The 25,851-nt window shown below is 72.0% G+C and carries 27 protein-coding genes; 14 read left to right on the top strand and 13 right to left on the bottom strand.

The annotated features are described in order from the left end of the window. Positions 1 to 87 precede the first annotated feature (87 nt). The 3 genes from HTZ77_RS19945 (at position 88) to HTZ77_RS19935 (ending at position 2,306) form a co-directional block, all read left to right on the top strand. The gene (locus tag HTZ77_RS19945; RefSeq protein ID WP_175591117.1) at positions 88 to 660 is read left to right on the top strand and encodes a TetR/AcrR family transcriptional regulator; all 573 of its coding nucleotides are present in this window, start codon (positions 88 to 90) and stop codon (positions 658 to 660) included. A gap of 284 nt (positions 661 to 944) precedes the next feature. After that, positions 945 to 1,700 carry a neutral zinc metallopeptidase gene (locus HTZ77_RS19940; RefSeq protein ID WP_175591116.1) on the top strand — a complete coding sequence of 252 codons (756 nt, stop codon included), beginning with the start codon at positions 945 to 947 and terminating at the stop codon, positions 1,698 to 1,700. Between the two features lie 63 nt (positions 1,701 to 1,763). Next, a complete protein-coding gene (locus HTZ77_RS19935; RefSeq protein WP_175591115.1) occupies positions 1,764 to 2,306 on the top strand; it encodes a GNAT family N-acetyltransferase in 543 nt (180 codons plus the stop codon). Positions 2,307 to 2,313: 7 nt separating this feature from the next. Here HTZ77_RS19935 and hemL read toward each other — a convergent pair whose 3' ends face one another. After that, a complete protein-coding gene (gene hemL / locus HTZ77_RS19930) occupies positions 2,314 to 3,603 on the bottom strand; it encodes a glutamate-1-semialdehyde 2,1-aminomutase (RefSeq protein WP_175591114.1) in 1,290 nt (429 codons plus the stop codon). 134 nt (positions 3,604 to 3,737) lie between these two features. Between hemL and HTZ77_RS19925 the strand changes: the two genes are divergently transcribed. From HTZ77_RS19925 to HTZ77_RS19895, 7 genes are read left to right on the top strand one after another with little or no spacing between them, the layout of a single operon-like run. Continuing rightward, positions 3,738 to 4,598, top strand: coding sequence for a CPBP family intramembrane glutamic endopeptidase (locus tag HTZ77_RS19925; RefSeq protein WP_175591332.1), 861 nt, complete (start codon positions 3,738 to 3,740; stop codon positions 4,596 to 4,598). Between the two features lie 49 nt (positions 4,599 to 4,647). Next, the gene (locus HTZ77_RS19920) at positions 4,648 to 4,971 is read left to right on the top strand and encodes a PadR family transcriptional regulator (protein ID WP_175591113.1); all 324 of its coding nucleotides are present in this window, start codon (positions 4,648 to 4,650) and stop codon (positions 4,969 to 4,971) included. Further along, on the top strand, positions 4,968 to 5,852 hold the full coding sequence (locus HTZ77_RS19915; protein ID WP_175591112.1) for a hypothetical protein: 885 nt from the start codon (positions 4,968 to 4,970) through the stop codon (positions 5,850 to 5,852). The genes HTZ77_RS19920 and HTZ77_RS19915 overlap by 4 nt, the downstream gene beginning before the upstream one ends. 33 nt (positions 5,853 to 5,885) lie before the next feature. Continuing rightward, positions 5,886 to 6,794, top strand: coding sequence for a hypothetical protein (locus HTZ77_RS19910; protein ID WP_175591111.1), 909 nt, complete (start codon positions 5,886 to 5,888; stop codon positions 6,792 to 6,794). Positions 6,795 to 6,796: 2 nt separating this feature from the next. After that, entirely contained in the window at positions 6,797 to 8,542 is a 1,746-nt protein-coding gene (locus tag HTZ77_RS19905; protein WP_175591110.1) for a peptidoglycan-binding protein, read from the top strand. Beyond that, on the top strand, positions 8,535 to 9,254 hold the full coding sequence (locus HTZ77_RS19900) for an ABC transporter ATP-binding protein (protein WP_175591109.1): 720 nt from the start codon (positions 8,535 to 8,537) through the stop codon (positions 9,252 to 9,254). Before HTZ77_RS19905 ends, HTZ77_RS19900 begins: the two co-directional genes overlap by 8 nt. Then, positions 9,254 to 10,432 (top strand): ABC transporter permease, encoded by a 1,179-nt coding sequence (locus tag HTZ77_RS19895; protein WP_175591108.1) that lies wholly within the window; start codon positions 9,254 to 9,256, stop codon positions 10,430 to 10,432. Before HTZ77_RS19900 ends, HTZ77_RS19895 begins: the two co-directional genes overlap by 1 nt. A gap of 76 nt (positions 10,433 to 10,508) precedes the next feature. Here HTZ77_RS19895 and HTZ77_RS19890 read toward each other — a convergent pair whose 3' ends face one another. The 6 genes from HTZ77_RS19890 to HTZ77_RS19865 all read right to left on the bottom strand — a co-directional run bounded on the left by HTZ77_RS19890 (position 10,509) and on the right by HTZ77_RS19865 (position 16,630). Next, positions 10,509 to 11,138: a bifunctional DNA primase/polymerase gene (locus HTZ77_RS19890; RefSeq protein ID WP_175591107.1), complete on the bottom strand. Its 630-nt coding sequence runs from the start codon at positions 11,136 to 11,138 to the stop codon at positions 10,509 to 10,511. Positions 11,139 to 11,276: 138 nt separating this feature from the next. After that, complete coding sequence (gene hemB / locus HTZ77_RS19885) at positions 11,277 to 12,260, bottom strand: porphobilinogen synthase (protein WP_175591106.1); 984 nt, start codon at positions 12,258 to 12,260, stop codon at positions 11,277 to 11,279. Continuing rightward, complete coding sequence (locus HTZ77_RS19880; RefSeq protein ID WP_175591105.1) at positions 12,257 to 13,801, bottom strand: bifunctional uroporphyrinogen-III C-methyltransferase/uroporphyrinogen-III synthase; 1,545 nt, start codon at positions 13,799 to 13,801, stop codon at positions 12,257 to 12,259. Before HTZ77_RS19880 ends, hemB begins: the two co-directional genes overlap by 4 nt. Next, a complete protein-coding gene (gene hemC, locus HTZ77_RS19875) occupies positions 13,798 to 14,703 on the bottom strand; it encodes a hydroxymethylbilane synthase (protein WP_328808663.1) in 906 nt (301 codons plus the stop codon). The genes HTZ77_RS19880 and hemC overlap by 4 nt, the downstream gene beginning before the upstream one ends. Next, positions 14,700 to 15,956 (bottom strand): glutamyl-tRNA reductase, encoded by a 1,257-nt coding sequence (locus tag HTZ77_RS19870; protein ID WP_175591104.1) that lies wholly within the window; start codon positions 15,954 to 15,956, stop codon positions 14,700 to 14,702. The genes hemC and HTZ77_RS19870 overlap by 4 nt, the downstream gene beginning before the upstream one ends. Further along, on the bottom strand, positions 15,953 to 16,630 hold the full coding sequence (locus HTZ77_RS19865; RefSeq protein ID WP_175591103.1) for a redox-sensing transcriptional repressor Rex: 678 nt from the start codon (positions 16,628 to 16,630) through the stop codon (positions 15,953 to 15,955). Before HTZ77_RS19865 ends, HTZ77_RS19870 begins: the two co-directional genes overlap by 4 nt. Before the next feature lie 123 nt (positions 16,631 to 16,753). Here HTZ77_RS19865 and HTZ77_RS19860 point away from each other — a divergent pair, with 123 nt between their 5' ends. Continuing rightward, entirely contained in the window at positions 16,754 to 16,987 is a 234-nt protein-coding gene (locus HTZ77_RS19860; protein WP_175591102.1) for a glutaredoxin family protein, read from the top strand. Positions 16,988 to 17,003: 16 nt separating this feature from the next. On the opposite strand, the gene HTZ77_RS19855 is transcribed toward HTZ77_RS19860, so the two are convergent. Next, entirely contained in the window at positions 17,004 to 18,794 is a 1,791-nt protein-coding gene (locus tag HTZ77_RS19855; protein ID WP_175591101.1) for an antibiotic biosynthesis monooxygenase, read from the bottom strand. 179 nt (positions 18,795 to 18,973) lie between these two features. Between HTZ77_RS19855 and HTZ77_RS19850 the strand changes: the two genes are divergently transcribed. From HTZ77_RS19850 to HTZ77_RS19840, 3 genes are all read left to right on the top strand, one after another. Next, entirely contained in the window at positions 18,974 to 19,612 is a 639-nt protein-coding gene (locus HTZ77_RS19850; protein ID WP_175591100.1) for a sigma-70 family RNA polymerase sigma factor, read from the top strand. A 223-nt stretch (positions 19,613 to 19,835) separates the two neighbouring features. Then, a complete protein-coding gene (locus HTZ77_RS19845; protein ID WP_175591099.1) occupies positions 19,836 to 20,519 on the top strand; it encodes a DUF5667 domain-containing protein in 684 nt (227 codons plus the stop codon). A 10-nt stretch (positions 20,520 to 20,529) separates the two neighbouring features. Beyond that, positions 20,530 to 21,402 (top strand): HAD family hydrolase, encoded by an 873-nt coding sequence (locus tag HTZ77_RS19840; protein WP_175591098.1) that lies wholly within the window; start codon positions 20,530 to 20,532, stop codon positions 21,400 to 21,402. 3 nt (positions 21,403 to 21,405) lie between these two features. On the opposite strand, the gene HTZ77_RS19835 is transcribed toward HTZ77_RS19840, so the two are convergent. The 5 genes from HTZ77_RS19835 to HTZ77_RS19815 all read right to left on the bottom strand — a co-directional run bounded on the left by HTZ77_RS19835 (position 21,406) and on the right by HTZ77_RS19815 (position 25,847). After that, positions 21,406 to 22,392, bottom strand: a complete 987-nt coding sequence (locus tag HTZ77_RS19835; protein ID WP_175591097.1) for an LCP family protein — start codon at positions 22,390 to 22,392, stop codon at positions 21,406 to 21,408. A gap of 2 nt (positions 22,393 to 22,394) precedes the next feature. After that, complete coding sequence (locus HTZ77_RS19830; protein ID WP_175591096.1) at positions 22,395 to 22,979, bottom strand: RNA polymerase sigma factor; 585 nt, start codon at positions 22,977 to 22,979, stop codon at positions 22,395 to 22,397. 91 nt (positions 22,980 to 23,070) lie between these two features. After that, complete coding sequence (locus HTZ77_RS19825) at positions 23,071 to 23,865, bottom strand: SDR family NAD(P)-dependent oxidoreductase (protein WP_175591095.1); 795 nt, start codon at positions 23,863 to 23,865, stop codon at positions 23,071 to 23,073. Positions 23,866 to 23,946: 81 nt separating this feature from the next. Continuing rightward, positions 23,947 to 24,825 (bottom strand): lysophospholipid acyltransferase family protein, encoded by an 879-nt coding sequence (locus HTZ77_RS19820; protein ID WP_175591330.1) that lies wholly within the window; start codon positions 24,823 to 24,825, stop codon positions 23,947 to 23,949. A 26-nt stretch (positions 24,826 to 24,851) separates the two neighbouring features. Continuing rightward, positions 24,852 to 25,847: an NAD-dependent epimerase/dehydratase family protein gene (locus HTZ77_RS19815; RefSeq protein WP_175591094.1), complete on the bottom strand. Its 996-nt coding sequence runs from the start codon at positions 25,845 to 25,847 to the stop codon at positions 24,852 to 24,854. Positions 25,848 to 25,851: the final 4 nt, after the last annotated feature.

Here is a 25,851-nt window from a genome sequence, read left to right as displayed (position 1 = left end):
CCGTTCAGATCTTTCTAGCAGCGCTAGGAACAAGAACGACGCTATCAGAGCGTGGACAGAAACGCTAGCGGTGCTAGAGTCGAGAGCATGTCGATACAGGCGCGCCGAGAGCGCGAGCGTGCGGAACGTGAGCGGCTGATCATCGAGGCGGCCCGCGAGCTGGCCGAGACCGAGGGGTGGGAGGCGGTGACCACCCGCCGTCTGGCCGAGCGCGTGGAGTACAGCCAGCCGGTGCTCTACAGCCACTTCAAGGGCAAGGACGCCATCATGGCGGCGGTCGCGGTCGAGGGCTGCGCCGACCTCGCCGTCGACCTGCGTGCCGCCCGCCTCGCGGCCGGCAGTCCCGAGGAGGCCCTGGCCGGCATCGCCGACGCGTACTCGTCGTTCGCGGAGCGGCGGCCGGCGCTGTACGACGCCATCTTCAGCCAGCGCGTGGACCTGCCGTTCGCGACCCCGGAGGCGCCGCCCGCCCTGCAGGCCGCCTTCGGCGAGCTGCTGGAAGCCGTGCGCCCCTTCGCGGGCGACGACGACCTGGGCCTGCTGACGGAGACGTGGTGGAGCGGCCTGCACGGGCTGGTGACGCTCATGCGGGACGGCCGGCTCCCGCGCGAGGCCCACAGCCGCCGCGTCGCCATCCTGCTGAACCGCTTCGCCCACTGAGTCCGAGGGGTCGGACACCGGAGCGTCGCCGACCGTCCTTCGTCGGGCCGCGCCCTTGCCCCCATGCCAGGGCGCGGCCTGCCCCACCTCCCCCACCAGGGCCGCGCCCTCCCCGGTGAGCGTGATGGCGCCGCCGCCGGTCGGCCCCTTTAGGAGCGGTCTTTAAGACCCTTTTTATGGCGATAGATAGCCATTCATTCACCCAGAGCCGCGGCCCGGATATTGGCGGCAGCCAAGGTCATTTTGTGGCTAAGATGCCGCCCATGCGGTTAACCCCCCTTGTTGTGGCATGCACGCTTTTCTCCCTGCTGCTCTCCGGTACGGCCCAGGCGTCCGTTTACCCCATCAGAGAGCCCGACCTCACCAAGAACAAGCTGTACGGCACCGGCGCGCTCGAACCGGGCGAGTGCCGCGAGCGGGACCTCCAGGACAACCACGTCCCCTCCGCCAAGCGCTACCTCACCGCCGTGCTGGACTGCCTCAACACCTCGTGGGGGGCTCATTTCAAGCGCGCCGGCATGCCGTTCAGCAAGTCGAGAATCGGCTTCATCACCAAGCCGCGGCGATACTGCGGCCACAAGTGGGGCAAGTACACGGCCGCGACATACTGCGACAAGGAGCGGCGCTTCCTCGTCCTTCTCGACAAGGACACGCTCTCCGACCCCGAGGGCGTGTCCCTCATGCAGCTCGCCGCGCACGAATATGGGCACCATATTCAGAACCTCACCGGCATGGCCCGGGCGTTCGACTACTACCCGTACAAGGGCAAGAAAGAGCTCAACGAGCAGATCCGGCGCTACGAGCTCCAGGCCGAATGCCTGAGCGGCGTCTTCGTCGGCAGCGTCTGGGAGTCGCTCGGCCGCGACGAGGCCGACTGGGACGATCTCGTGGACGTGACCCGGGAGAGCGGCGACGAGTGGACCAAGGCGTCCGACCACGGCAAGGGCAGCAACATGGCCGCCTGGCTCGACAAGGGTTTCCGCGCCACCGCGCCGAAGGCGTGCAACACCTGGCTGGCCCCGAGCTCCAAGGTCTCCTGACGCACCCGAAAACCGCGTGCGGCCTCCTCGGGAGGAGAGTTACCCTCCCCCCGAGGAGGCACGATGATCACCTGGCGCCGGGTCGAGGAGCGGGACTTCCCCCTGCTGGGCCGGTGGCTGGCCCGACCGCACGTGGCCCGCTGGTGGAACCACGAGACGTCGCCCGAGGCGGTCGAGCGCGACTTCGGCCCCGCCGCCCGAGGTGAGGAGCCGTCGGAGGACCTGCTCGTCCTGCTCGAGGGCCGGCCGCTGGGGCTGGTGCAGCGCTGCCGGCTGGCCGACTACCCGGAGTACCTGACCGAGCTGTCCGGCGTCGTCGAGGTGCCCGGCGGGGCGATGAGCATCGACTACCTGATCGGCGAGCCCGAGCTGACGGGGCGCGGGCTCGGGCCCGCGATGATCCGCGCCGTCGTCGCGGCGACCTGGGCGGATCATCCCGGGGCAAGCGCCGTCATGGTGCCTGTGGTCGCGGCCAACCGGGCGTCGTGGCGGGCGCTGGAGAAGGCGGGGCTGCGCCGGGTGGGCGAGGGCGAGCTGGAGCCGGACAACCCGGTGGACGACCCCGCCCACTACGTGTACCGGATCGACCGCCCGCTCACCCCCTGACCTCGGCCTACCGGGTCGCGGCGGCGGCCTTGGCGGCGATGGGCAGCGCCTCGGCCACCCGGCCCAGGGCCTCCTCGTCGTGCGCCGCCGACAGGAACCACGCCTCGTACGCCGACGGCGGCAGGTAGACGCCCTGGTCGAGCATGGCGTGGAAGAAGGCCCGGTAGGCGGAGACGTCCTGGGTGCGGGCCTGGTCGAAGTCCGTCACGTCGGCGTCGGTGAAGAAGATCGAGAACAGGTTGCCCGCCCGCTGGAGCCGGTGCGGCACGCCCTCGGCGGCCAGCGCCTCCGAGGCGGCCCGGCCCAGCCCCAGCGCCGCGGCGTCCACCTTGGCGTAGACGGCGTCGTCCAGGAGCCGCAGCGTGGTCAGGCCGGCGGCGACGGCCAGCGGGTTGCCCGACAGCGTGCCGGCCTGGTACACGGGCCCCTCCGGCGCGAGGTGCGCCATGACGTCGGCCCGGCCGCCGAAGGCCGCGGCGGGCAGCCCGCCGCCCATGACCTTGCCGAACGTCATCAGGTCGGCCTCGACCGGGTCCAGTCCGTACCAGCCGGCGGCCGAGACGCGGAAGCCGGTGAGGACCTCGTCGATGATGAGCAGGGCGCCGTTGGCGGTGCACAGCTCGCGCAGGCGCGCGTTGAAGCCGTCGCGCGGCGGCACGACGCCCATGTTGGCCGGGCACGCCTCGGTGATGACGCAGGCGATCTCGGCCGCCGCGAACGCCGCCTCCACCGCTTCGACGTCGTTGTACGGCAGGACGATCGTGTCGGCGGCCGACGCCCCGGTGACGCCCGGCGTGTCCGGCAGCCCGAACGTCACCACGCCGGAGCCCGCCGAGGCGAGCAGCGCGTCGACGTGGCCGTGGTAGCAGCCCGCGAACTTGATGATCTTGGAGCGGCCGGTGAAGCCGCGGGCCAGGCGCACCGCGCTCATCGTCGCCTCGGTGCCGGAGCTGACCAGGCGGATCCGCTCGACCGGGCCGACCCGGCCGACGATCTCCTCGGCCAGCTCGACCTCGCCCTCGGTGGCCGTGCCGTACCCGAAGCCGCGCGAGACCGCCTGCGAGACCGCCTCGACGACGGCCGGGTGCCGGTGGCCGAGGATCATCGGCCCCCAGGAGCACACGAGGTCGACGTAGCGGTTGCCGTCGACGTCCGTGACGTAGGGGCCCTCGCCCGACGCCATGAAACGCGGGGTGCCGCCGACCGCGCCGAACGCGCGGACCGGCGAGTTGACGCCTCCGGGCACGAGGGCGCGGGCGCGGTTGAACAGGTCCTCGGACTTCTGTGTACGGCTCACGCGCTCCAGGTTAGTCGCGGGGGGTCGTGGTGCCCCCGGAAGGCCCTTTCCTCATACTCCGAAATATGTAGACATGATCGGCCCGTGAGAGGAGGACACCCGCCACCGCGTCCGCGACGATCACTACCGTGACCATGTCCGTATCCCGCACCACGTCCACCGGCCTGTTCACCGGTCTGGCCCTGGCGGCCTTCGCCGCGGCGTACGCCGGGCTGATCGCGACCGGGCACACCGGCGTGGCCCACTCCGCCGACCCCGGCGCGTCCCAGCTCTCCCTGTGGGGCGCCGCGCTGCCGCCGCTCGCCGCGATGGCGCTGGCCCGCCTGGTGCCGCCCAGGAGGGAGCCGCCGGCGCCGCTGGCCGGGCTGCCCAGGGACCGGCTGCTCAGGGAGGCGTGGGCGCTCGTGGCCGCGGCCGTGCTCTTCGCGTGCGTGGCGCCGTTCGCGCGCGCCGGCACGGGCCTGCTGTATCCGCCGGCCAAGGTCCTGCTGCTGCTGGTCCTCCCGCTGGTCGTCTTCCGGGTGTTCCGCGGGGACGGCCCCAGGGCCAGGGCGATCCCCGCGCCGGTCACCTGGCTCGCGCCGCTGCCCGCGGTCGTCGCGTGGTTCCTGCTGGCGCAGGTCAGCCCGCTGGCCGCGCCCCTGAGCCAGGACCTGCCCGACCCGGTCACCCTCGCCGTGGCCTCGCTCGTCACGCTGCTCACCGCGAGCGTGCTGGAGGAGATCTTCTACCGGGGCTGGCTGCAGACCCGGCTGGAGGCGCTGTACGGCCGGTGGCCGGCCGTCATGGCGTCGTCGTTGCTGTTCGCGTTCCTGCACACCACCCACATCCCGCCCGCGGCGCCCGTGCTCGGCGTGGCGAGCATCGTGGCCTTCCAGGGCGTGTTCGGGCTCATGCAGGGCTACCTGTGGGCGCGCTACCGCAACATCTGGGCGGTCATCCTGATCCACACCCTGGTCAACCTGGTGTACGTGCCGATGCTGCTGGGCCGCTGACCCGCCCGCGACGTTGCCGACGCTACGTTCAACGGACTAGCTTCGCCTCATGCCCAGAGGAACCTCGGAAGTCAGCGAGCCGATGTACTTCGTGCTCGCCGCCCTGCGTGCCGGCCCGCTGCACGGACACGCGATCAGCAAGTCGATCAAGGAGCTCTCCGGGGGCCGGGTCCAGCCCTCGGTCGGCACCCTGTACGGCATCCTCGAACGCCTCAACGAGCGCGGCGTGATCACGGTGGACCGCGAGGAGACGGTCAACGGCCGCAACCGGCGCTACTTCAGGATCACCGACGAGGGCGCGGCGCTCGTGGAGGCCGAGGCGAGACGCATGCAGGAGGCCGCCTCCCTCGTGCTGCGGCCCTCGGGCGCATGACGGCGTTAGAACGGCGTTACCGCAGGCTGCTGCTCGCCTATCCCAGGAAGTACCGCGCGGCGCACGGCGACGAGCTGCTCGACGTCCTCCTGGAGTCCGCCGCCCCCGGCCGCTCGTTCCCCGAGCTCCGGGAGACGTGGGGCCTGCTCCTGGGCGGCGTCCGCAGCCGGATCATCCACCAGGCGCGGGGCAGCGCGTGGGCCGATGGGCTGCACCTGGGCGTCACGGCCGTGGCCGTGGCGAACCTGGCCGTGTTGCTGCCGTACGCGGGGTCGCTGCCCCTGTGGACGGCGCTGTCGGCGCTGGCGCTGCTGGCGACCCTGCGGGGGTGGGTGCGCACGGCGATCCCGCTCACCGGCGTCGTCGCCGTCAAGGCGGTCGCGCTCGCGGGCGGCTGGCAGGCGCTCGGCATCACCCTGCTCCCGGTGTCGCCCTCGGCGCTGACCCACCAGATGCTGTTCCAGTTCGGCAGCCCGTTGACCGTGGCGACCGGGTACACGGTCGTGGTGTCGGGCCTGCTGGCGCTCGCCTGGCGCCGGCGGCCCGTGCGGGCCCGGTCATGGTGGTGGTGGGCCGTGGTCGTGGCCGCCGCCTGGGCCGGGCCGTCGTGGATGCCGGACGACACCACGTACCCGCTGAGCCTGAGCAGGGTGGCCGTGGAGATCGCGGTCTGCGGGCTGGCCGTGATGGGCGCGTACCTGGCGCGGGACCTGCGCTGGGCGCTGGCCTCGGGCCTCTACCTGCTCGTCACCTCGGCGGAGCTGGTCCTGCACAAGGAGGAGCTGACCAGGCAGCACCTGGCCTACTGGGGCCTGCTCATCCTGCTGACCCTGGCCTGCGCCTTCGCGCCGTTCCGACAGCGGAGGCATTGCCTGGATTGACCATACTCCGTTCCACAGAGTATGGTTCCCGCCATGCTCAAACGATCACGTCTGGCTTACGCCGTTCTCGGCATCGTCGTGACCGGGGTCCTCGGCGGCTGCGGGGGCGCCGCCGAGAAGGCCCCGGCCGCGGCGGCGAGCACGCCCGCCGCCGCCGACAAGAAGCAGCAGCTCGAATCGGTCAAGGCCGACTGCATGAAGCAGAAGGGCTTCAAGTACGTTCCGTACGCGGGCCCGCCGAGGAAGGAGACCGAGCAGGACCGCAAGATCTCCTCCGGCGACTACCAGGCGATGCGGAAGGACCGCGAGAAGAACGGGTTCGGCGTCTACCCCGCGTACGTCTACCCCGAGGAATTCCGCCGCGAGAGGGAAAAATCGGACGCCGCCCATCCCGACCCCAACCTGAAGATCCAGTCCAAGCTCTCCCCTGCCCAGTTGGACGCATTCCACAAGGCGTCGGACGCCTGCCAGGCCGCGGCGGCCAAGCAGGTCCTCGGCCTGACCATCAAGTCCGGCATGGACTACTTCCAGCAGCGTGACGCCGCCCGGAAGAAGGCCGTCACCAGCGAACTCGACAGTGACCCGCGGCTCGTGGAACTGGCCGGCGCCATGGCCACCTGCCTGAAGAACAAGGGCTACTCCGTGGCCGACACCGCGCCGTCGAAGATGGCGGTGCGGGGCCACATCTCTTTCCTGGAGCAGCAGGACAGGCAGGGCCGGGAGCAGCACCCGGAGGAGGCGCAATCCATGCCCAAGGCCAAGAAGGGCGAGGAGCCGAACTACCTCTCGCCGGAGCTCACCCCCGAAGAGGCCAAGCCGTACCTCGAAAAGGAGATCAAGGCCGCGCTCGACGACCTGGAGTGCGGCAAGGACTTCTACGCCGCCTACGCACCCCGCGAGACCGCGATCAGCCAGCAGGTCAACGACCGCTTCCCCATGTGACCATGCCGTCTTCTCGCAAGCTCCTCACCGGCGTGGTCGCCGGCGTCGTGCTCGTCGCCGCCCTGGGCTGGGCGGTGAGCACCCGGTTGCGCTCGCCCGCCGACGAGGCGGCCCGGCGCGCCGCCCCCAAGCCCTCCCTCGTCACCGCCGCCGTCGAGCGCCGCAAGCTCGTCAGCACCGTCGTGGTCAGCGGCACGCTGGAGTACGGCTCACCGCTGCCGATCAGCCTGGCCGGGGCGGTCGGCGGCACGTCCGAGCAGCAGCGAGTCACCCGGGCCCCCCGGCGCGGCCGGCTGGCCGAGGGCGCGGTGCTGATGGAGGTCAACGGCCGCCCGGTGTTCGCGCTGCGCGGGACCGTCCCCATGCACCGCACGATGACCCCCGGCACGAAGGGCGACGACGTCGAGCAGGTGCAGCGGGCGCTGGGCCGGCTCGGACACAGGGTCCCGGTCTCGGGCGTCTTCGACCGGGCCACGATCGCCGCCGTCACCAAGCTGTACGAGAAGAAGGGCTACGAGGCCCAGCAGCCGACGCTGACCGACCGGCAGACGTACGACACGCTGCGCAAGGCCGTACAGACGGCCCAGGAGACGCTGGCGACCGAGAAGAAGACCCTCGACGAGGGGCGGGACGTGCTCCCCCTGAAGCTCAAGCTCACCAACGCCAGGGCCGACCTGAGGACGGCGCGGACCATGCTGGAGGAGGCCGGGGCACGGGAGCTGACACCCGAGGACGACGCCAAGCTGGCCGCCGCCGACGCGGCCGAGCGGGCGGCGGAGGAGCGGCTGCTCGAAGCGGAGCAGACGCTCGAAGCCGCCACGGCCCGGCCCACCGTCGCCCCCGAGGCCACCGCCTCGTCGTCCACGACGCCCGCGCCCGTCCCCACGCCCCAGCAGAGCACCGACACGAGCCTGCTGGAGATGAAGGTGGCCAACGCCCGCGCCGACCTGGCGGCGGCCCGCGAGACCCGCGAGCGCGCCCTCGACGAGGCGCGCGAAGGACGCACGGCGAAGCTGAGGGAGCTGCGCAAGGCCGTGCGCGCCGCACAGGAGGCCGTGGTCACGGCCGAGCAGGCGCTGCGCCAGGCCAGGCACCTCTCGCCGACCCGGCTCAAGGTGGCGAACGCCGGGAAGGACCTGGCCGCCGCCCGGTCGATGCTGGCCGAGTTCGCGCGCTCCTACGGCGTCACCGTGCCGCCCGGCGAGGTGGTGTTCCTGCCCAAGCTGCCCGCCCGGGTGCGCAAGACCTCGATCAAGGCCGGGCAGACGGTCGAGAACGACGTCGCCACGGTGACCGGCTCGACGTTCATGGTGACGGGATCGGTCGAGACCGCGGAGGCGGAGCTGCTGCGCGAGGGCATGCGGGCGACCATCGAGCCCGACACGGGCAGGACGTACCCGGCGACGCTCACCGCCTTCGGCGAGAAGGCCAGGCTGCCGGGCAAGGTGGTGCCGCCGGCGGGATCGCAGCCGATCGTGATCACGCCCGGCTCCTCGAAGGGCCTCAAGGCCCTGGCGGGCGGCGCGGTGACGGCCAGGGTGACGGTGGGGGCGACCGAGGACCCGGTGCTCGTCGTGCCGGTGGCCGCCGTGGTCACCTCCGCCGACGGCAAGGCCCGCGTCCGCGTCGAGTACGCCACCGACCGGACGAAGGACGTGGAGGTGCGCACGGGCCTGACCGCCGACGGGAACGTCGAGGTCACCGGCGCGCTCAAGGAGGGCGACCGGGTGGTGGTCGGCGTTGCCTGACCAGGTCACCGAGCGCCCCGTCGCCGGCCGGCCCATCGACACCCGGCCCGTCATCGAGCTCGCGGACGTGTGCCGCGACTTCCCCTCCCAGCCGCCCGTCCGCGCCCTGTCGCACGTCTCGCTCCGGGTCGGCCGGGGCGACTACCTGGCGATCGTCGGCCCCTCCGGATCGGGGAAGTCCACGCTGCTCAACGTGCTGGGCCTGCTCGACCGGCCCACCTCGGGCCACTACCGGCTGGACGGCACGGAGACCACGACGCTGCGCGAGAAGCACCGGACCCGGCTGCGCGGCCAGCGCATCGGCTTCGTCTTCCAGTCGTTCCACCTGCTCCCCCACCGCAGCGTCGTGGAGAACGTCATGCTCGCCGAGATCTACACCGGGCAGCCGCGCGCGGGGCGGCGCGGACGGGCCCTGGCGGCGCTGGAACGCGTCGGCCTCACGCACCGGGTGGACTTCCGGCCCGGCCGCCTGTCCGGCGGCGAGCGCCAGCGCGCGGCCATCGCCAGGGCCCTGCTGGGCAACCCGTCGCTGCTGCTGTGCGACGAGCCGACGGGCAACCTCGACAGCCGCAACACCGAGGCCGTGCTGGGCCTGTTCGACGAGCTGCGGGCGCAGGGCATGACGATCGTGGTCATCACGCACGAGCAGGAGGTCAGCACGCGCGCCGGGCGGCGGGTCAGGATCACCGACGGCACCCTGCTGGAGGAGTGATGGACGTACGCGACCTGGTCGGCGAGGCCGTCGCCGGCATGCTCGCCAGGCCCGTGCGCTCGGCGCTCACCACGCTCGGCACCGTGCTCGGCATCACCACGCTGGTCGTCACGCTCGGCGTGGCCGCCACCGCCGGCAACCAGATCGTCGGCCGCTTCGACGAGCTGGTGGCCACGGCGATCACGGTCGAGGTGCCGGAGACGGAGCACGTCCCGCTGGTGGAGTGGGACGCGATCGACCGGCTGACCCGGCTGCGCGGCGTGGTCTCCGCCGCCGCGCTGGCCGAGGGCAAGGACGGAGCCAACCTGCCCGTACGCTCCAACGACCTCGTGGACCCGGCCCGGGTCACCACGCAGAGCCTGAGCGTGCTGGCCGCGTCCACCGGGCTGCCGGAGGCCCTCCGCGGCCGGATGGTGCGGGGCAGGTTCTACGACGCCGGGCACGTCCGGCGCGGCGACCGGGTCGCGGTCATCGGCGACCAGGCGGCCAGGCTGCTCGGCGTCACCCGGCTCGACCCCGCGCCCGCGATCTTCATCAACGGGCACGCGTACACGGTCATCGGCGTCCTCGGCGACCTGCGCCGCGAGCGGAACCTCGGCTCCGCCGTCATCGTGCCGCCCACCGCGGGCCGCCGGTTCGGGCTGCGCCAGGTGTCGAGGGTGCTGGTCAACACCGACCTGGGCGCCGCGGCGCTCATCACCCGCCAGGCGCCGGCCGCGCTCAGCCCGGGCAACGGCGACATGCTCCAGGTGGTCGCGCCGCCCAGCCCGACCAGGGCCAGGGACCAGGCTCAGGAGGACGTGAACGCGCTCTTCCTCATCCTCGGCCTGGTGTCGCTGCTCGTCGGCGCGGTCGGCATCGCCAACGTCACGCTCGTCACGGTCATGGAGCGGGTCGCCGAGATCGGCCTGCGCCGCTCGCTCGGCGCGGCCCGGCGGCACATCGCGGCCCAGTTCCTGCTGGAGTCGACGCTGATCGGGCTGACGGGCGGGGTCATCGGGGCGAGCGTGGGCGTGGTCGCGGTCGTCGCCGTCTCGGCGGCCAAGCAGTGGACGCCGCTCCTGGACGCGCGGCTGGCGATCGCGGCGCCGGTGGCGGGCGCCCTGGTGGGCCTGCTGGCGGGGCTGTATCCCGCGATGCGGGCGGCCCGGATGGAGCCGGCGGACGCGCTCAGATAGCCGTCCAGGACCCAGGCGGCGTCCGGGCGGCGGTTCGGGAGCCGGGCGGCGGCTCGATCGGCCGCGGGACGGGGCCTCAGTCGTCCAGGAACTCCAGCACGCGCAGCGGGTCGGGCAGCGGGCGGCCGTCGGGCGGGCGCAGCCACGTCACGGACTGCCCGCTGGGCAGCAGCGACGGCGGCGCGAGGACGTAGCTGTCACGGCAGTGCCAGCGCAGCCCCGGCGTGTCGTCGATCGTGGCCGGGTCGCAGTCGAGGTGGCAGGACCACCACTCGTCCTCGTCGTCGGGGTTGCCGCGGGTGGCCACATAGAACAGGACCCGGTCGCCGTTCGCGGCGACCGGGCCCGAGTGCGCTTGCGCGTCGTCGATCCGGGACAGGGCCGTGAGCCCCGTCGTGACGGGTACGTCGAAGACGTCGAACACGCGGCCGGTGGGGAGGATCACGTTGGCCTCGGGATCGAGGCTCCACCAGCGGGTGAGCTGGGCGGTGTCGGTCGTGGCCTGGAGCTGCCAGGCGGGCGAGAGGGGATGGGCGCCGGGGTCGGGACAGCCGAGCCGGTCGCAGGAACACGCCCGGGCGCCCTCTCGCAGCGGATAGGCACCCGGCACGCTCGGCCACCCCAGGGCCGCGTAGCCGAGCACGGAGTCGATCCGGGACGGCCGCGACCGTTTTCTGGTACGCCGAGTCAGAGGTGCCCCCACCATGGTGTCTCCCGTCGCATCGTGCCTGAAGCGATCCCGGCTCCTGGCCTGGCTTCTCGACAAGGGCTCACGCGGGACACACCAGCACTAGTTGTCACAGTTTATCGCACTGGCCACACGACACGGCGGAAAACCCCCACGTTAGAGACGGCGCGCCACCTCGGTCGCCCAGTAGGTGAGGATGAGGTCGGCCCCGGCCCGCTTGATCGACACCAGCGACTCCATGATCATCCTGTCGCGCTCGATCCAGCCGTTGGCCGCGGCCGCCTCGACCATCGCGTACTCGCCGCTCACCTGGTAGGCCGCGACCGGCACGTCCATCTCGTCGCGGAAGCGCCTGATGACGTCCAGGTAGGCCAGAGCGGGCTTGACCATGACAGCGTCGGCCCCCTCGGCCAGGTCGAGCCGCGCCTCGCGCAGCGCCTCCTCCAGCGGCCCGGCGGGGTCCTGCTGGTGGGTGCTGCGGTCGCCGAACTGCGGCGCGCACTCGGCGGCGTCGCGGAACGGGCCGTAGAAGGACGAGGCGAACTTCGCCGTGTAGGCGAGGATCGGCAGCTCGGAGAAGCCGTCGGCGTCGAGCGCCGCGCGGATGGCGCCGACCTGGCCGTCCATCATGCCGCTCGGCGCGACCATCTGCGCCCCGGCCCGGGCCTGGGCGACGGCGACGGAGGCGTAGCGCTCCAGCGTGGCGTCGTTGTCGACGTCGCCGGACTCGGTCAGGATGCCGCAGTGGCCGTGGTCGGTGAACTCGTCGAGGCACGTGTCGGCGATCACCACGAGGGCGTCGCCCACGTCGGACGCCACGTCGCGCAGCGCGAGCTGCAGGATGCCGTCGGGGTCGTCCCCCGCCGAGCCGCGCGCGTCCTTGACGGCCGGGATGCCGAACAGGATCACGCCGCCCACACCGGCCTCGGCGGCCTCGTGGGCGGCCTTGCGCAGCGAGTCGCGGGTGTGCTGGAACACCCCGGGCATCGACTGGACCGGCGCCGGCTCGTCGATGCCCTCCTTCACGAACATCGGCAGGATGAGGTCGGCCGGGTGCAGTCTCGTGCCGGCCACCATCCGCCGCAGGGCGGGAGTGCGCCGCAGCCTGCGGGGGCGGGCTGTCGGGAACTCGGCACTCACTTGGCTCTCCTCCTGGCTCCTCGGCGGTTCTGGGACGGCCGACGCGGCGTCTCGCCGGCGGCCAGCGCGGCCGAACGCTGCTTGGCGCCGTACTCGGCCAGTGCGGCCGCGAGGGCCGAGGCTGACGGCTTGTCGGCCATCACGTCGACGCGCAGCCCGAACTCCTCGGCCGTGCTCGCCGTCTGCGGCCCGATGACCGCGATGACCGTGACGTTGTGCGGCTTGCCGGCGATGCCGACGAGGTTGCGTACCGTGGACGACGACGTGAAGAGCACGGCGTCGAAGCCGCCGCCCTTGATGGCCTCGCGGATCGGCGCGGGAGGCGGCGCCGCCCGCACGGTCCGGTACGCGGTGACGTCGTCGCACTCCCAGCCCAGCTCGGTCAGGCCGGCCACCAGCGTGTCGGTGGAGATGTCGGCGCGCGGCAGCAGCACGCGGTTGATCGGGTCGAGCATGGAGTCGTACGGCGGCCACTCGGCCACCAGGCCCTCCGACGACTGCTCGCCCGAGGGCAGCAGGTCGGGCTTGACGCCGAACTCGACCAGCGCCCGCGCGGTGGCGTCGCCCACGGCGGCCACCTTGAGCCCGGCGAAGGCCCGCGCGTCGAGCCCGTACTCCTCGAACTTCTCGCGCACCGCCTTGACGGCGTTGGCGCTGGTGAAGGCCACCCACTCGTAGCGGCCGGTGACCAGGCCCTTGATGGCGCGGTCCATCTGCTGCGGCGTGCGGGGCGGCTCGACCGAGATGGTCGGCACCTCCTCGGGCACCGCGCCGTAGGAGACGAGCTGCTCCGACAGGCTCCTGGACTGCTCCTTGGTACGCGGCACGAGCACCCGCCAGCCGAACAGCGGCTTGGTCTCGAACCACGACAGCTTGTCGCGCAGCCCGACGGCCTCGCCCACGACGATGAGCGCGGGCTCGGTGAAGCCGGCGTGCTTGAGGTCGGCCTGGAGCCTGCCGAGCGAGGAGACCACGGTGTACTGCTCGGTGGTGGTGCCGCCGCTGCTGACCGCCACGGGCGTGGAGTCGGGCTTGCCGCCGGCGATGAGCGCCTTGGCGATGGGCACGGCCTCGCCGATGCCGTTGTAGATCACCAGGGTGCCCGGGCAGGCGGCGTGGGAGGACCAGTCCTGGTCCTCGGCCGCGTCCACGACGCGGAACTCGGGCACCGAGGTCGCCGGCGGGATGCCGGCGTAGGTGAGCACGGCGGTCGCGGGCGGCACGCCGGGGACGATCTCGAAGTCCACCTCCGCCGCGGAGCACGCGGCGACCTCCTCGGCGACCGAGGAGAACAGCATCGGATCGCCCTCGCACAAGCGCACGACGAACCGGCCCGCCTTGGCGTGCGTGACGAGGTCGCCCGAGGCCACCTCGACGCCTTCGCGGCAGTGGCGCAACAGCGGGCCGTACTGGTCTTCGTCGAGCACGACCAGGTCGGCCTTGCCGAGCAGCTCTGCGCCGCGGAGCGTGAGCAGGTTGGGATCGCCGGGGCCCGCGCCGACGAAGGCGACGAAGCCGGAGGCTGGACTACTGGGGCTCAATGGGAATGCTCCCCCATCAATCTGTCGGCCCCCTCGGAGATCATCTCGTCCGCGAGCGTGCGGGCGAGAGACACGGCCTCCGAGGGAGAGCCGGCGGTGGACTTGCGGACCGCCCGGCGGCCGTCGAGCGCGACGACCAGGGCGGTCAGGTTGAGAGTCTGCCCGTCATCGTGGGCGAACGCACCCACGGGGGCCGAGCAGCCCGCCTCCAGGGCGGCCAGCACCTCCCGCTCGGCCGTCACGGCGGAGCGGGTGCGCGGGTCGTCGAGGACGGCGAGGAAGTCGATCAGGTCGTCCCGGTCGGACAGGCACTCCACGGCGAGGGCGCCCTGTCCCGGGGCCGGCATCAGCTCCTCGACCTCGAAGATCTGGGAGATCTCGGAGGTCCTGCCGATCCTGGTCAGGCCGGCCGAGGCGAGCACGACGGCGTCGAGCTCGCCCGAGGTGACCTTGCCGATCCGGGTGTCGGCGTTGCCGCGGATCGGGACGTACTCGAGGTCCGGCCGCATGGCGCGCAGCATGGCGACGCGGCGCGGCGAGCCGGTGCCGACCTTGGCGCCGGGCGCCAGGTCGGCGAAGCGGAGCCGGCCGACCAGCGCGTCGCGGTGGTCGTGCCGGGCGGGGATCGCGGCGAGCGTCACCCGCGGGTCCTGCTTGGTGGGCAGGTCCTTGAGCGAGTGGACGGCGAAGTCGATCTCGCCCTCCATGAGCTTGTCGCGCAGCGCGCTGACGAACACGCCCGTGCCGCCGAGCTGCGCGAGGTGGGCCTTGCTGACGTCGCCGAAGGTGGTGACGCCGACGAGCTCGACGGCCCGGCCGGTGCGCGCTGTGTACGCGTCGGCGACCATCTGGGACTGCGTGGTGGCCATCAGGCTGCGCCTGGTCCCCAGCCGCAACGTCACAGCTCCACCTCCCTCACGGCCTCGGGCATCGACGGATCGAGATCGAACAGCTCCCGCAGAGCTTCGGCATAATGATCGCCCCCTGGTGAGGTGGCGAGCTGTTTGACACGCACGGTCGGCTCGTGGAGGAGCTTGTCCACGACGCGCTGCACGGTCAGGGCGACCTCGTCGCGCGTCTTGGCGTCGAGGCCGGGGATGCGCATCATCAGGCGGCCCAGCTCGGCCTCGACCACGCTCGCGGCCTTGCCGCGCAGCGCGACGACGGTCGGGGTGACCTTGGCGGCCCGCTCGGCGTCGAGGTAGGCCGTGAGCTCTTGGGAGACGAGCTCACGCACCGACCGTACGGCGTCGCCCTCGCGGGAGCCGATGCCGGACTCCTGGATCGTCTCCAGGTCGACCAGCGTGACGCCGGGCACGGAGCGCACGGCGGGGTCGATGTCGTGCGGCAGCGCGAGGTCGAGCAGGAACGCGCCGCGCGTCAGCATCTCGGGCGTGACCAGGTGGTGGCCGGCGCCGGTGCAGGTGATGACGATGTCGGCCGCCGCCAGCTCTCGGGGAACCGCGGAGAACTCCACCGCCCTGCCGCCGACCGACTCGGCCAGCCGCCTGCCGCGCTCGAAGGTGCGGTTGGCGACCACGATGTCGGCGACGCCGGCGCGGGCCAGCGTGGTGGCGGCCAGCGAGCTCATCGAGCCCGCGCCGATCACCAGCGCCCGCCGGCCGGGCAGCTCGCCGGCCAGCGCCAGGCCCGCGCTGACCAGGGACGCCCCGGCCTGGTCGATGTCGGTGTCGGTGTGGGCGCGCTTGCCGACCCGCAGCGCCTGCTGCGTCAGCTCGTTGAGCACGGCGCCGACCGTGCCCTGCTTCTGGGCCAGCTTGAGCGCCTGGCGCACCTGGCCGAGGATCTGGCCCTCGCCCACCACCATCGAGTCGAGGCCGCACACCACGGAGAAGAGGTGCTCGACGGCACGCTCCTCGTAGTGGACGTACAGGTGCGGCTTGAGCTCCTCCGGGGCGACGCCCGTATGGACGCTCAGCAGGTCGCACACCGAGGTGACGGCGGCGTGGAAGCGGTCGACCGCGGTGTAGACCTCGACCCGGTTGCAGGTCGAGACCACCATGGCCTCCGCCACGCAGGCGTCCTGCTGCACGTCGTGCAGGAGTTTGACGAGCGCGTCGCCTGTGAGCGAGACGCGCTCCAGCATGGCCACCGGCGCTGTCCGGTGGCTGAGTCCGATCGCCAGAATGCTCACTGGCTGTCCACGGCCATCAGCGGCCCCCCAGCTTTGCGTTGCTCATGGAACGCAAGGATCTGCAATTCAATTGATAGGTCGACTTTACGGACATCGACGCCGTCCGGCACTGACAGCACGACGGGAGCGAAGTTGAGGATGCTGGTCACTCCCACCGCCACGACACGGTCGCACACTTCCTGCGCCGCCGCAGCCGGTGTCGCCAGAACCACGATGGAGACCCCGCGCCTCTTGATGACGGCCTCTAGCTCGTCGATGTGCTCAACATTCAACCCCGCGATGTCGTCGCCCACCACTTCGGGGTCGGCGTCGATGAGGGCCGCGACGCGGAAGCCCCTGGAGACGAAACCGCCGTAGTTGGCGAGCGCACGGCCGAGGTTACCCACTCCGACGATGGCCACGGCCCAGTCCTGGGTCAGGCCCAGCTCGCGGGAGATCTGGTAGACGAGGTACTCGACGTCGTAGCCCACCCCGCGGGTGCCGTACGAACCGAGGTGGGAGAGGTCCTTGCGGAGCTTGGCCGAGTTGACCCCCGCGGCCACGGCGAGGTCCTCGGAGCTGACCGTGGCGATCGCCTTCTCCGCCATCCCGTGCAGCGCCCGCAGGTACAACGGAAGCCGGGCCACCGTGGCGTCGGGGATGCCCCGGTCACGGGGTTGGGACGGGCTCTTCACGTGCCGGAGCTCCAGGGAACGGGCGGCCGTCGGCCGCGTGAGTGAATCGAACCGCCTTTCAGGTTAATCCTTTTGTGAACCGACGCACAAAGTCAGCCGGTTCGGGACGCTACGGTGGGGGCCATGCACAGCATCACGTTGCTCGGCCGCCCGGGGTGCCACCTCTGCGACGACGCGCGCGAGGTCATCGCGAGAGTCGCGGGAGAGCTGGGCGTGCCGTGGGAGGAGGTCGACATCGACACCTCCCCCGAGCTGCGGGAGAAATACGGCGAGATGATTCCTGTCACACTCGTCGACGGGACCCAGCACGACTTCTGGCGCGTCTCGGAGGACCGCCTGCGCGCGGCCCTGGCCTGAGCCCCGCGAACGGCCCCTAGAACATCACCGTGGGCAGGGGCACCACCTTGGCGGCATTGACGTTGAGCTCGATGACGTTGGTGGCCAGCACCATGTTCTGGCGGTCGTTGACGAACCGCTCCACGTGCGGCTGGCGCTGGTGGTCGCGGTAGGCGACCTCGTCGCGGTACAGCTCGTAGACGATGCGCTGGAGCGGGGCGGACTTCACGGCGTGGCAGGCGTAGACGAGCGTGTCGGGCTCGCCGCGGCGCACGGCCTCGACGGTCTGCTCGGCGAGCCGGTCGAACGCCTCGCCCGAGCCGTCCATGAGTGTGAAGACGGTCAGCAGGCCGAAGATGCTCGGTGAGGGCTTGCCGGAGCCGGGCTGGGGCTGCGCCTGGGCCTGGGGCTGGGGCGGCTGCTGGGCGTGGCGCTGGGGGCCCTGGCCGGCGTGCTGGCCGCCGCCGAACAGCTCGGCGCCGGAGAAGAGCGCGCCGGTCGCGGGGCCACCCGGCGGCATGCCGAGGTCGCCCGGCGGCATGCCGAGGTCACCGCGCTGGTCGCGGAGGTCGTCGCGGGACCGGCCGAAGCCCTCGGGACCGCCGAGGTCCTCGCGCGAGCGGCCGAAGCCCTCGGGACCGCCGGGCTCGTCGGGACGGCCGAAACCTCCGAAGTCGTCGCGGCCCCCGAAGTCGTCACGCCGGCCGAAGTCGTCGGGGCGGCCGAAGCCTCCGAAGTCGTCGCGCCGGCCGGGGTCGTCGCGAAGGTCGCCGAAGCCGGGGTCCGTCCCGCCGTGCCGGCCGTTCATGATGTAGCCGGTCGAGGGACCCTCCTCGGGCGGCCCTGCGCGCCCGCCGAAGCCCGGCTCGCGGTCGCCCGCCCGGTATTCGGCCACCAGGTCTCCCAGGCCCGTCGCCCGCCTGGACGGCCGCGTGGGCGGCGCGTCGGCCATGGAGCCCATGGAGGCCATGGAGCCCGTGGCCGGGGCGGAGCCCAGGGGCTCGGGCCGCGCGCCGGGGCGCGCGGCCAGGCCCGGCTCGCCGCCGTGCCGGGCGGCCCGGCGGCCCCCCGCGCGCCCGCCCTCGACCCGGCCGGGGTCCGTGCCCCGGTCGCGGACGTCCGCGCCGTCGAAGTCGTCCTCGTCCTCGTCGTCCTCGTACGGGGCCAGCGGGCGCAGCACGCAGTACCAGATGCCGGCGGCGGCCACCACGAGCAGCGCGACCGTGAAGAACGCGGGCACGGCGAAGCGCATCGCGCCCAGGACGGCCAGCGAGGACGGCACGACGACCAGCACCGCGTGCAGGTTGTCGGTGTCGTACTCGTCGCCGTTGCGCCACCGCAGCGCGGCCACGACCAGCGCTCCGAGGACGAGCGCCGTCACGACGACGTGGGCACCGATGAGCAGGTAGTCGGGGATGAGCCCCCAGTGCCCGTTGCCGGGGGGCAGGACCTTGGACATGCTGTCGCCGTCGATGACCGGGTCGGCGATGAGGATGACGCCCGCCACGATCGTGAACGCGACGCCGAACAGCCAGGCGGCGAACTTCGGCGGCGCCTTCTCGGCCAGCAGCTGGACCAGGCCGACGGCGAGCCAGAGCGGCGCCAGCAGCGATCCGGTGAGCTGGTAGAGCTTGAACGTGACGGGGCCGAAGCCCGTCAGGCAGCCGAGGCCGATCATGGCGAGGGAGAGGCAGAGCGCGACCGCCGCGACGGTCCAGGCGATCAGCCACCCCTCGACCTCCTCACGCAACCGGCGCACGAGGGCGCCCGTGGCGATCGCGGCGAGGAGAGCACCGGCGAAGGCAATGACAGCAACGAGGATCTCCATGGTGACTCCAATGCTGCCGGACGATGCCTCCCAGCCGGTAGCCGAAGAGGGAACGGGTCGGTCCAACACGGTATCTGCCGATTACGGCAAGTCATGCCTGCTGGGCCTGGATTGTGGAATTTCCAGTTGATTTCTAGAGTGTTCGAGCACGCCGCACCCCTTACCCGTAGGGATACCGGATGCCTGACTCGTGGCCGTTCGCCGGGCTGCTTTCCCCAGCGGTCCCCGGCGCCGCCCGGACGTCCGAGCTCGCCGTACGTGAGGAGCTCCCCGACGACCTACGCCTGCTGGTGCTGCGCGCCAAGACTGGTGACACGGAGGCTTTTGGCACGCTCTACGACCGTTACGTTGGGCTCGTCTATCGCTACATCTACTTCCGGGTGGGCTCCCATCCGCTCGCCGAGGACCTGACCAGCGAGACCTTCCTGCGCGCGTTACGCCGCATCGCCGGCTTCACCTGGCAGGGGCGTGACTTCGGGGCATGGCTCGTGACGATCGCGCGCAACCTGGTGACCGATCACTTCAAGTCGGGCCGTTACCGGCTGGAGATCCCGACTGGAGAGGTGATCGACGTCCCGCTCGACGGGGCGCACATCCCGGAGAACGCCGTGGTCACGGCCATCATCAACGACCGGGTGCTGCGCGCGGTGCGCGAGCTCGGCCCGGAGCAGCAGGAGTGCGTGGTGCTGCGCTTCCTGCACGGTCTGTCGCTGGCCGAAACGGCGTTGATCATGGGAAAGAAGAGTGGAGCGATCAAAGCCCTGCAGTTCCGGGCGGTCAAGGCGCTGGCGCGCGCCCTCCGCCACGACCTCGCCTGACCCACGACCTCGCCTGACCCATGACTCGCGCGACTCATGACCTTGCGTGACCCATGACCTTGCGTGACCCATGACCTTGCGTGACCCATGACCTTACGTGACCCATGACCTTGCGTGACCCATGACCTTGCGTGACCCATGACCTTGCGTAACCTCCCATCGCGTCACTTCGTTAGTCATTTGTCACGACCGGATCATTTTCGGGGGATATCAGGGAGTTGTCATGGGTAGGTCGCGCAGATCGCGCGAACGCGTGCTGGGTCACCTCACCGAGCTGCGGGAGCTCCCGCTCGGCGGCGGGCCGAGCGACGCGTTCCGCGACCGGCTGCGTGACGAGCTGCTCGCCGCCCGTTCCGGTGCCTGCGAGCACCCCTCGCGCGGCTCGCGCCCCGGCTCCTCCCGGCGCGGCCCCCGCTCCCTCCGGCGCCGTGTGCGCGCGCGGTCGTTGCTGTCGCAGCTCGCCACGCTGAGCCTGGCGGCCGCCCTGATGCTGTCGGCCTTCGCCACGTACCGCGCGGTGCCCGGCGACCCGCTCTACCCGCTCAAACGCGCGGCCGAGAGCACGCTCGTCCGGCTCAGTGACGACGACGTCGAGCGCGCCGAGCGCGAGCTCGACTCCGCCAAGACCAGGGCCGAGGAGATGGCCGAGCTGCTCGGCTCCTCCCGCGAGAACTCCCCCGGCAAGGACGCGCTGGTCGGCAAGACGCTCAAGGACATGGAGGAGTCCACCCGCTCCGGCATCACCCGGCTGGAACGCGTGCGGCCCCGCTCGCCGAAGATCAGGAGCTTCGCCCGGGACCAGCGCGACATGGTCGAGCCCATGCTGGAGCGCATGGACGGCGACGACCAGGACCAGGCGACCGGATACCTCGACTACATCGAAGGACTCGCGGCTCCGCCTGGGTAAGCTGAACGGCATGCGGCTTATCCGACGACGGCGCGAGGTGGAGGCGGAGATCGCCGGCGAGGCCGCGGCGGCGGCCGCCGTGACGGCGCCCCCGGCCGACCCCGACCTGGAGGCGGCGGCCTTCTTCGACGTCGACAACACGATGATGCGCGGCGCCTCGATCTACCACTTCGCCCGGGGTCTGGCGACGCGCGGCATGTTCACGACGTCCGACCTGTTCAAGTTCGCCGTCGGGCAGGCGGTGTTCCGCCTGCGCGGCAACGAGAACCCCGAGCACATCGCCGTGGCCCGCGAGACCGCCCTCGCCTTCGTCGCCGGCGCCAAGGTCGACGACGTCGTACGCCTCGGCGAGGAGATCTACGACGAGGTCATGGCCGACCGCATCTGGGGCGGCACCCGCGCGCTCGCGCAGAGCCACCTCGACGCGGGCCAGCGCGTCTGGCTGGTGACGGCCACCCCGGTCGAGCTGGCCCGGGTCATCGCGCAGCGGCTCGGCCTGACCGGCGCGCTCGGCACGGTCGCCGAGACGCGCGACGGCATCTACACCGGGCGGCTGGTCGGCGACCTGCTGCACGGCCCGGCCAAGGCCGAGGCGGTGCGGGCGCTGGCCCGCCGCGAGGGCCTCGACCTCACCCGCTGCACCGCCTACAGCGACTCGGCCAACGACCTGCCCATGCTGTCGCTGGTCGGCAACGCGATGGCCATCAACCCCGACACCGAGCTGCGCGAGCACGCCAGGAAGGTCGGCTGGCCGATCAAGGACTTCCGCACCGGCCGCAAGGCCACGCTGACCGCGCTGCCCATCGCGGCGGGCGTCGGGGCGGTGGCGGGCGGCGTCGCGGCCGGCATCGCGCTGCGCCGCCACTACCGCCCCCACCTGTAGGGGCTACCGGAACCGCGCGAAGAGCTGTTCGGCGTCCGGCTGCTTCCAGACGACCCGGTGGGGGTCGTCCGGGCTGGGCACCCACGGCACGGTGAGGAACGTCGGCAGCCGGCTGTCGTTCAGGGAGGTGGCGAGGTCGACCATCGTCTCCATGTCGAAGTCCTCGTCCGCTTTGATCGACTTGCCGACGACGCCGAGGAAAGCGCTCACCTTGCCCGGGTCGGTGAGCATCTTCTTCGCCTTGGCCATCATCGCGCGCAGAAGCACCTGCTGGCGCTTGATCCGCTGCATGTCGGAGCCGTCGCCGTAGTTGCGCAGCCGCATGTACCCGAGCGCCTGCTCACCGTTCAGGATGCTCGTGCCCGCCGGCAGCCTCAGCTTGGACTTCGGGTCGTTCACCGGCTGCTTCATCGTCACCTGGACACCGCCCAGGGCGTTCACGACCTCCTTGAAGGCGAGGAAGTCCACCTCCACCATGTGGTCGATCCGCACGTCCGTCAGGGTCTCGATCGTCTTGACCGTGCAGGTCAGCCCGCCCTGGTCGAACGCCGAGTTGATCATGCTCTTCCTGGCCGGCACCGACCCGCACCGCGGGATCTGCACGATGGAGTCGCGCGGGATGTTGACCGCGGTGATCTCCTTGCGGTCGGCGGGCAGGTGCACCAGCAGGATCGTGTCGGTGCGGGCCCCCTTCCGGAAACGCTTCGAGCCCACCTCGCTGTCGGTGCCGACGAGCAGCACGTTGAGCGCGCCGGTCACCACCTTCGCCGGCCGGGCCCCGGTGGGCGGGGCCACGCTGCCGCGCAGCACCAGCGTGGGCACCGCGACCGCGGCGGCGGTGGCGACGGCGGCCAGGCCGGTCACCAGCAGGCCGACCCGCCTCCGGCGCGGCCTGGCCCCGGTCAGGCGGTTGCGCTGCCGCGCGAGCGTGGCGGGCGGCTCGTGCTCCAGTGCGGCGCCGAAGTCGCGCAGCAGCTTCATGTCGTCCATCGTCACGCCTCCTCGTCGAGCAGCGGGTTCGTGTCGCCGAGCGCCGCGCGCACCTTCCGCCTGCCCCGGTTGAGGCGGGAACGCACGGTGCCGACGGGGATGTCGAGGGCCTGTGCGGTCTCCTCGTACGTCAGGTCGCCCCAGGCGATGAGCAGCAGCACGTCGCGGTCCCTGGCGGGCAGGGCGGCCAGCGCGCCGGCCAGTTCGGGCCGCGCGGCCTGCGCGGAGACGCCGGCGGCGACCCGGTCGGCGGGCGAGTCCACGTGGTCCTCGACGGGCGCCCGCAGCAGGGCGCGGTAGCGGGCCGCCTCGGTGCGCCGGTGGCGCGAGATGAGCTTGGTGAGGATGCCGAACAGCCAGGGCCGTGCGTCGGCGTAGGCGAGGTCGTAGCTCCTGCGGCGGGAGAACGCGACGAGGAACGTCTCACCGACGAGGTCCTCGGCGGGCTCGGGGCCGAGACGCTTGGAGACGTACCGGTAGAGCATGGCGGAGTAGCGGTCGAACAGTTCGGCGAACGCCTCCGGCTCGGTCCAGGAGGCGCTGACGAGGTCGGCGTCAGCGCCCCTGGTGGCGGGTTGCGTGATCATCTCCGCCCTTCGGTGGGGGAAGTCGGTCGGAGATGTCTCGCCACAACCCGCCGTCCGGGTTCACGCGGCGGGATCCGCGGTGGGGCCGACCCTACAGCTCCTTGAGGAAGCCGCCGTCCACCACGACCTCGGCGCCCGTGGTGCTGCCGGAACGCGGGGAGGCGAGCAGCGCCACCGCGTCGGCGATCTCCTGCGGGTGGACGAGGCGGCCGGTGACCATCCTCATCATCTCCGGGGCCACCTTGGAGATGACGCTGTCCTTGTCGGCGCCGGCCATCCCGGCGATGACCTCGGCCGCGCCGCCCTCCTTGGTCCACCAGTCGGTGAGCACGGCGCCGGGCAGGACGGAGTTCACCCGGATGCCCTGCGGGCCGTACTCCTCGGACAGGGACTTGCTGACGTGGTCGAGCGCCGCCTTGGCGGCGCCGTAGTCGACGTTCAGCGCCGACGGCTGCTTGCTCAGGGTGGAGGAGACGTTGACGATCGCGCCGCCGCCGCGCTCCAGCATGACCGGCACGGCCGCGCGGATCATCCGGATCGCCGCGAACAGGTTGAACTCGAACATCTCCTGCCAGGCGGCGTCGTCCGGCGCCATGAAGCCGACGCGCGGCAGCGTGACGCCGGGCGGCGGGCCGCCGGCGTTGTTGACCAGGACGTCCACCCCGCCGAACTCCTCCACGGCGGCGGCCACGACCCGGGCGGGCGCCTGCGGGTCCATCAGGTCGGCGGCCACGTGGACCACCTTGTCCGGCAGGTCGTCGGTGCGGGTGCGGGAGACCGCCACGACGTGCGCGCCCTCCTCGTGCAGGGTGCGCGCGACGGCCAGGCCGATGCCCTTGGAAGCGCCGGTCACGACGGCCACACGGCCGGAAAGCTGCAGGTCCACGATGATTCCTCTGCGTCGTTGTTCTTGACGTTCCGAGGAACACCGGGCCCGCGCGACCGGTTGCGGGAAATCGCAAAGAATCTAGAGAAAAGGCGGGAACGCGTGGCCGCGGCGCAGCCGCAGCTCGTTGAGCAGCTGCTGGATGACCTCGCGAACATGGTCGGTCAGCTCGAAGACCACCATCGGGTCGTCGGCGGCCGACGGGTCGTACTCGTCGGTGCGGATCGGCTCGCCGAACTCGATCATCCACTTCGACGGCAGCGGCACCAGCCCGAGCGGGCCGAGCAGCGGGAAGAACGGCGTGATCGGCAGGTAGGGCAGCCCCAGCAGCCGCGCCAGGGTGGGCAGGTCGCCGATCTTCGGGTAGATCTCCTCGGCCCCCACGATGGCGGTCGGCACGATCGGCACGCCCGCCCTGATGGCGGAGGCCACGAAGCCGCCCCGGCCGAAGCGCTGCAGCTTGTAGCGCTCGGAGTAGGGCTTGCCCACGCCCTTGAAGCCCTCGGGGAACACCCCGACCAGCTCGCCCTTGCGCAGCAGCCGGTCGGCGTCCTCGGGGCAGGCCAGCGTGTGGCCGGTCTTGCGCGACAGGTGGCCGAGCACGGGGAGCTGGTAGACCAGGTCGGCGCCGAGCAGGCGCAGCGGCCGGCCCGCCTCGTCGTGCAGCGCCACCTGCATCATGAGCGCGTCGAGCGGGAGCGTGCCGGAGTGGTTGGCGACGACGAGCGCGCCGCCGTCGGCGGGCACGTTCTTCAGCTCGACGGTCTCGACCCGGAACCAGTGGCGGTAGAGGGGCCGGATCAGCTCCAGCATCACCTTGTCGGTGAGCTCGGCGTCGTAGCCGAACTCGTCGACGTCGTAGTCGCCGGTGATGCGCCGCCGCAGGAAGGCCAGCGCCTCCGCGAGCGGTTCGGGCCGGTCGGACTGGTCGTAGGAGGGGGCGGCGGTGATCGGGATCACCCGCGCCTCCTCGTGGTCCGGGACGCTCACCTGCGGACACCTCCGAGCGGGCGAAGCCTCCGCGACCGCAGGAAGTCGTCGAACGCCGCGCCGGTCGTGAACTTGGGCTTCCAGCCGAGCTCGGCCTCCAGCCGGGAGCAGTCGACCACGCGGCCGTGGCTCATCAGCCGCACCTGCTCGGGCGAGTAGTCGACCAGCCCCGCCCGGCGCGCGGCGTCGCCCAGCATGCGGAAGGCCGGCGCGAGCAGCGGCATCGACGCCCTGCCCGCGCGGCGCGCGCACTGCGACAGCAGCAGCACGCCTGCCCCGGCCACGTTGAACGTGCCGGGGTGGTCCTCCGTCGCCATCCGGCGCAACACCTCGACCGCGTCGTCCTCGTGGACGAACTGCAGCCGCGGGTCGAAGCCGAACACCGTCGGCAGCACCGGCTGGGTGAAGTAACGAGTCAGCGGCGAGTCGACGCCCGGACCCATGAAGTTGGCGAAGCGCAGCAGCGAGACCGAGATGTCAGGGCGGCGGCGCGCGAAACCGCGCACGTAGCCCTCCGCCTCGGCCGCGTCCTTGGCGTAGCCGTGGACCGGGCCGTCGTGGGGCTCCAGGTCCTCGGTGAAAACCGCGGGGTCCCGGGGCGACGACCCGTAGACGGCCGTGGTGGAGCGCACCACGACGCGCCGCACGGTGGCCGACCGCTGGCACGCGCCGAGCAGTTGCATGGCGCCGATGACGTTGTGCTCCTTCATCAGCGCCCGCCCGGTGGTGCGCGAGGGAGCGCTCACCAGGCTCATGTGCACGACGGTGTCGATGTCAGCGGCCGCGATCACCTGGGCGATGTCGGGGCTGCGCAGATCCACCCGGACGAACTCCGTCCGGCCGAGGGAGATGCCGCCGTCCCGCGTGAGGGAGGGGGGCGGCACGGTGTCGACTCCGATGACGCGGCTGATGTCCGGGTCTGCCGCCAGGACGCTCGCCACCCGGGCGCCGATATGGCGCGAGACCCCGGTGACGAGCACGGTGTGGGTCATCAGC

Source organism: Nonomuraea montanisoli (assembly GCF_013363975.1).
Taxonomy (GTDB): Bacteria; Actinomycetota; Actinomycetes; order Streptosporangiales; family Streptosporangiaceae; genus Nonomuraea; species Nonomuraea montanisoli.
This window is presented reverse-complemented; position numbering and strand designations above follow the sequence as displayed.

Bases quoted from the DNA above. Each gene is read 5' to 3' on its own strand.
- HTZ77_RS19910 (WP_175591111.1), top strand. From the start codon at position 5,886: ATGCTCAAACGATCACGTCTGGCTTACGCCGTTCTCGGCATCGTCGTG.
- HTZ77_RS19815 (WP_175591094.1), bottom strand. From the start codon at position 25,847: ATGACCCACACCGTGCTCGTCACCGGGGTCTCGCGCCATATCGGCGCC.
- HTZ77_RS19920 (WP_175591113.1), top strand. From the start codon at position 4,648: ATGCCCAGAGGAACCTCGGAAGTCAGCGAGCCGATGTACTTCGTGCTC.
- HTZ77_RS19850 (WP_175591100.1), top strand. From the start codon at position 18,974: ATGCCTGACTCGTGGCCGTTCGCCGGGCTGCTTTCCCCAGCGGTCCCC.
- HTZ77_RS19925 (WP_175591332.1), top strand. From the start codon at position 3,738: ATGTCCGTATCCCGCACCACGTCCACCGGCCTGTTCACCGGTCTGGCC.
- HTZ77_RS19935 (WP_175591115.1), top strand. From the start codon at position 1,764: ATGATCACCTGGCGCCGGGTCGAGGAGCGGGACTTCCCCCTGCTGGGC.
- HTZ77_RS19890 (WP_175591107.1), bottom strand. From the start codon at position 11,138: ATGGTGGGGGCACCTCTGACTCGGCGTACCAGAAAACGGTCGCGGCCG.
- HTZ77_RS19845 (WP_175591099.1), top strand. From the start codon at position 19,836: ATGGGTAGGTCGCGCAGATCGCGCGAACGCGTGCTGGGTCACCTCACC.
- HTZ77_RS19830 (WP_175591096.1), bottom strand. From the start codon at position 22,979: ATGATCACGCAACCCGCCACCAGGGGCGCTGACGCCGACCTCGTCAGC.
- HTZ77_RS19915 (WP_175591112.1), top strand. From the start codon at position 4,968: ATGACGGCGTTAGAACGGCGTTACCGCAGGCTGCTGCTCGCCTATCCC.
- HTZ77_RS19895 (WP_175591108.1), top strand. From the start codon at position 9,254: ATGGACGTACGCGACCTGGTCGGCGAGGCCGTCGCCGGCATGCTCGCC.
- HTZ77_RS19835 (WP_175591097.1), bottom strand. From the start codon at position 22,392: ATGGACGACATGAAGCTGCTGCGCGACTTCGGCGCCGCACTGGAGCAC.
- HTZ77_RS19860 (WP_175591102.1), top strand. From the start codon at position 16,754: ATGCACAGCATCACGTTGCTCGGCCGCCCGGGGTGCCACCTCTGCGAC.
- HTZ77_RS19855 (WP_175591101.1), bottom strand. From the start codon at position 18,794: ATGGAGATCCTCGTTGCTGTCATTGCCTTCGCCGGTGCTCTCCTCGCC.
- HTZ77_RS19945 (WP_175591117.1), top strand. From the start codon at position 88: ATGTCGATACAGGCGCGCCGAGAGCGCGAGCGTGCGGAACGTGAGCGG.
- HTZ77_RS19840 (WP_175591098.1), top strand. From the start codon at position 20,530: ATGCGGCTTATCCGACGACGGCGCGAGGTGGAGGCGGAGATCGCCGGC.
- HTZ77_RS19905 (WP_175591110.1), top strand. From the start codon at position 6,797: ATGCCGTCTTCTCGCAAGCTCCTCACCGGCGTGGTCGCCGGCGTCGTG.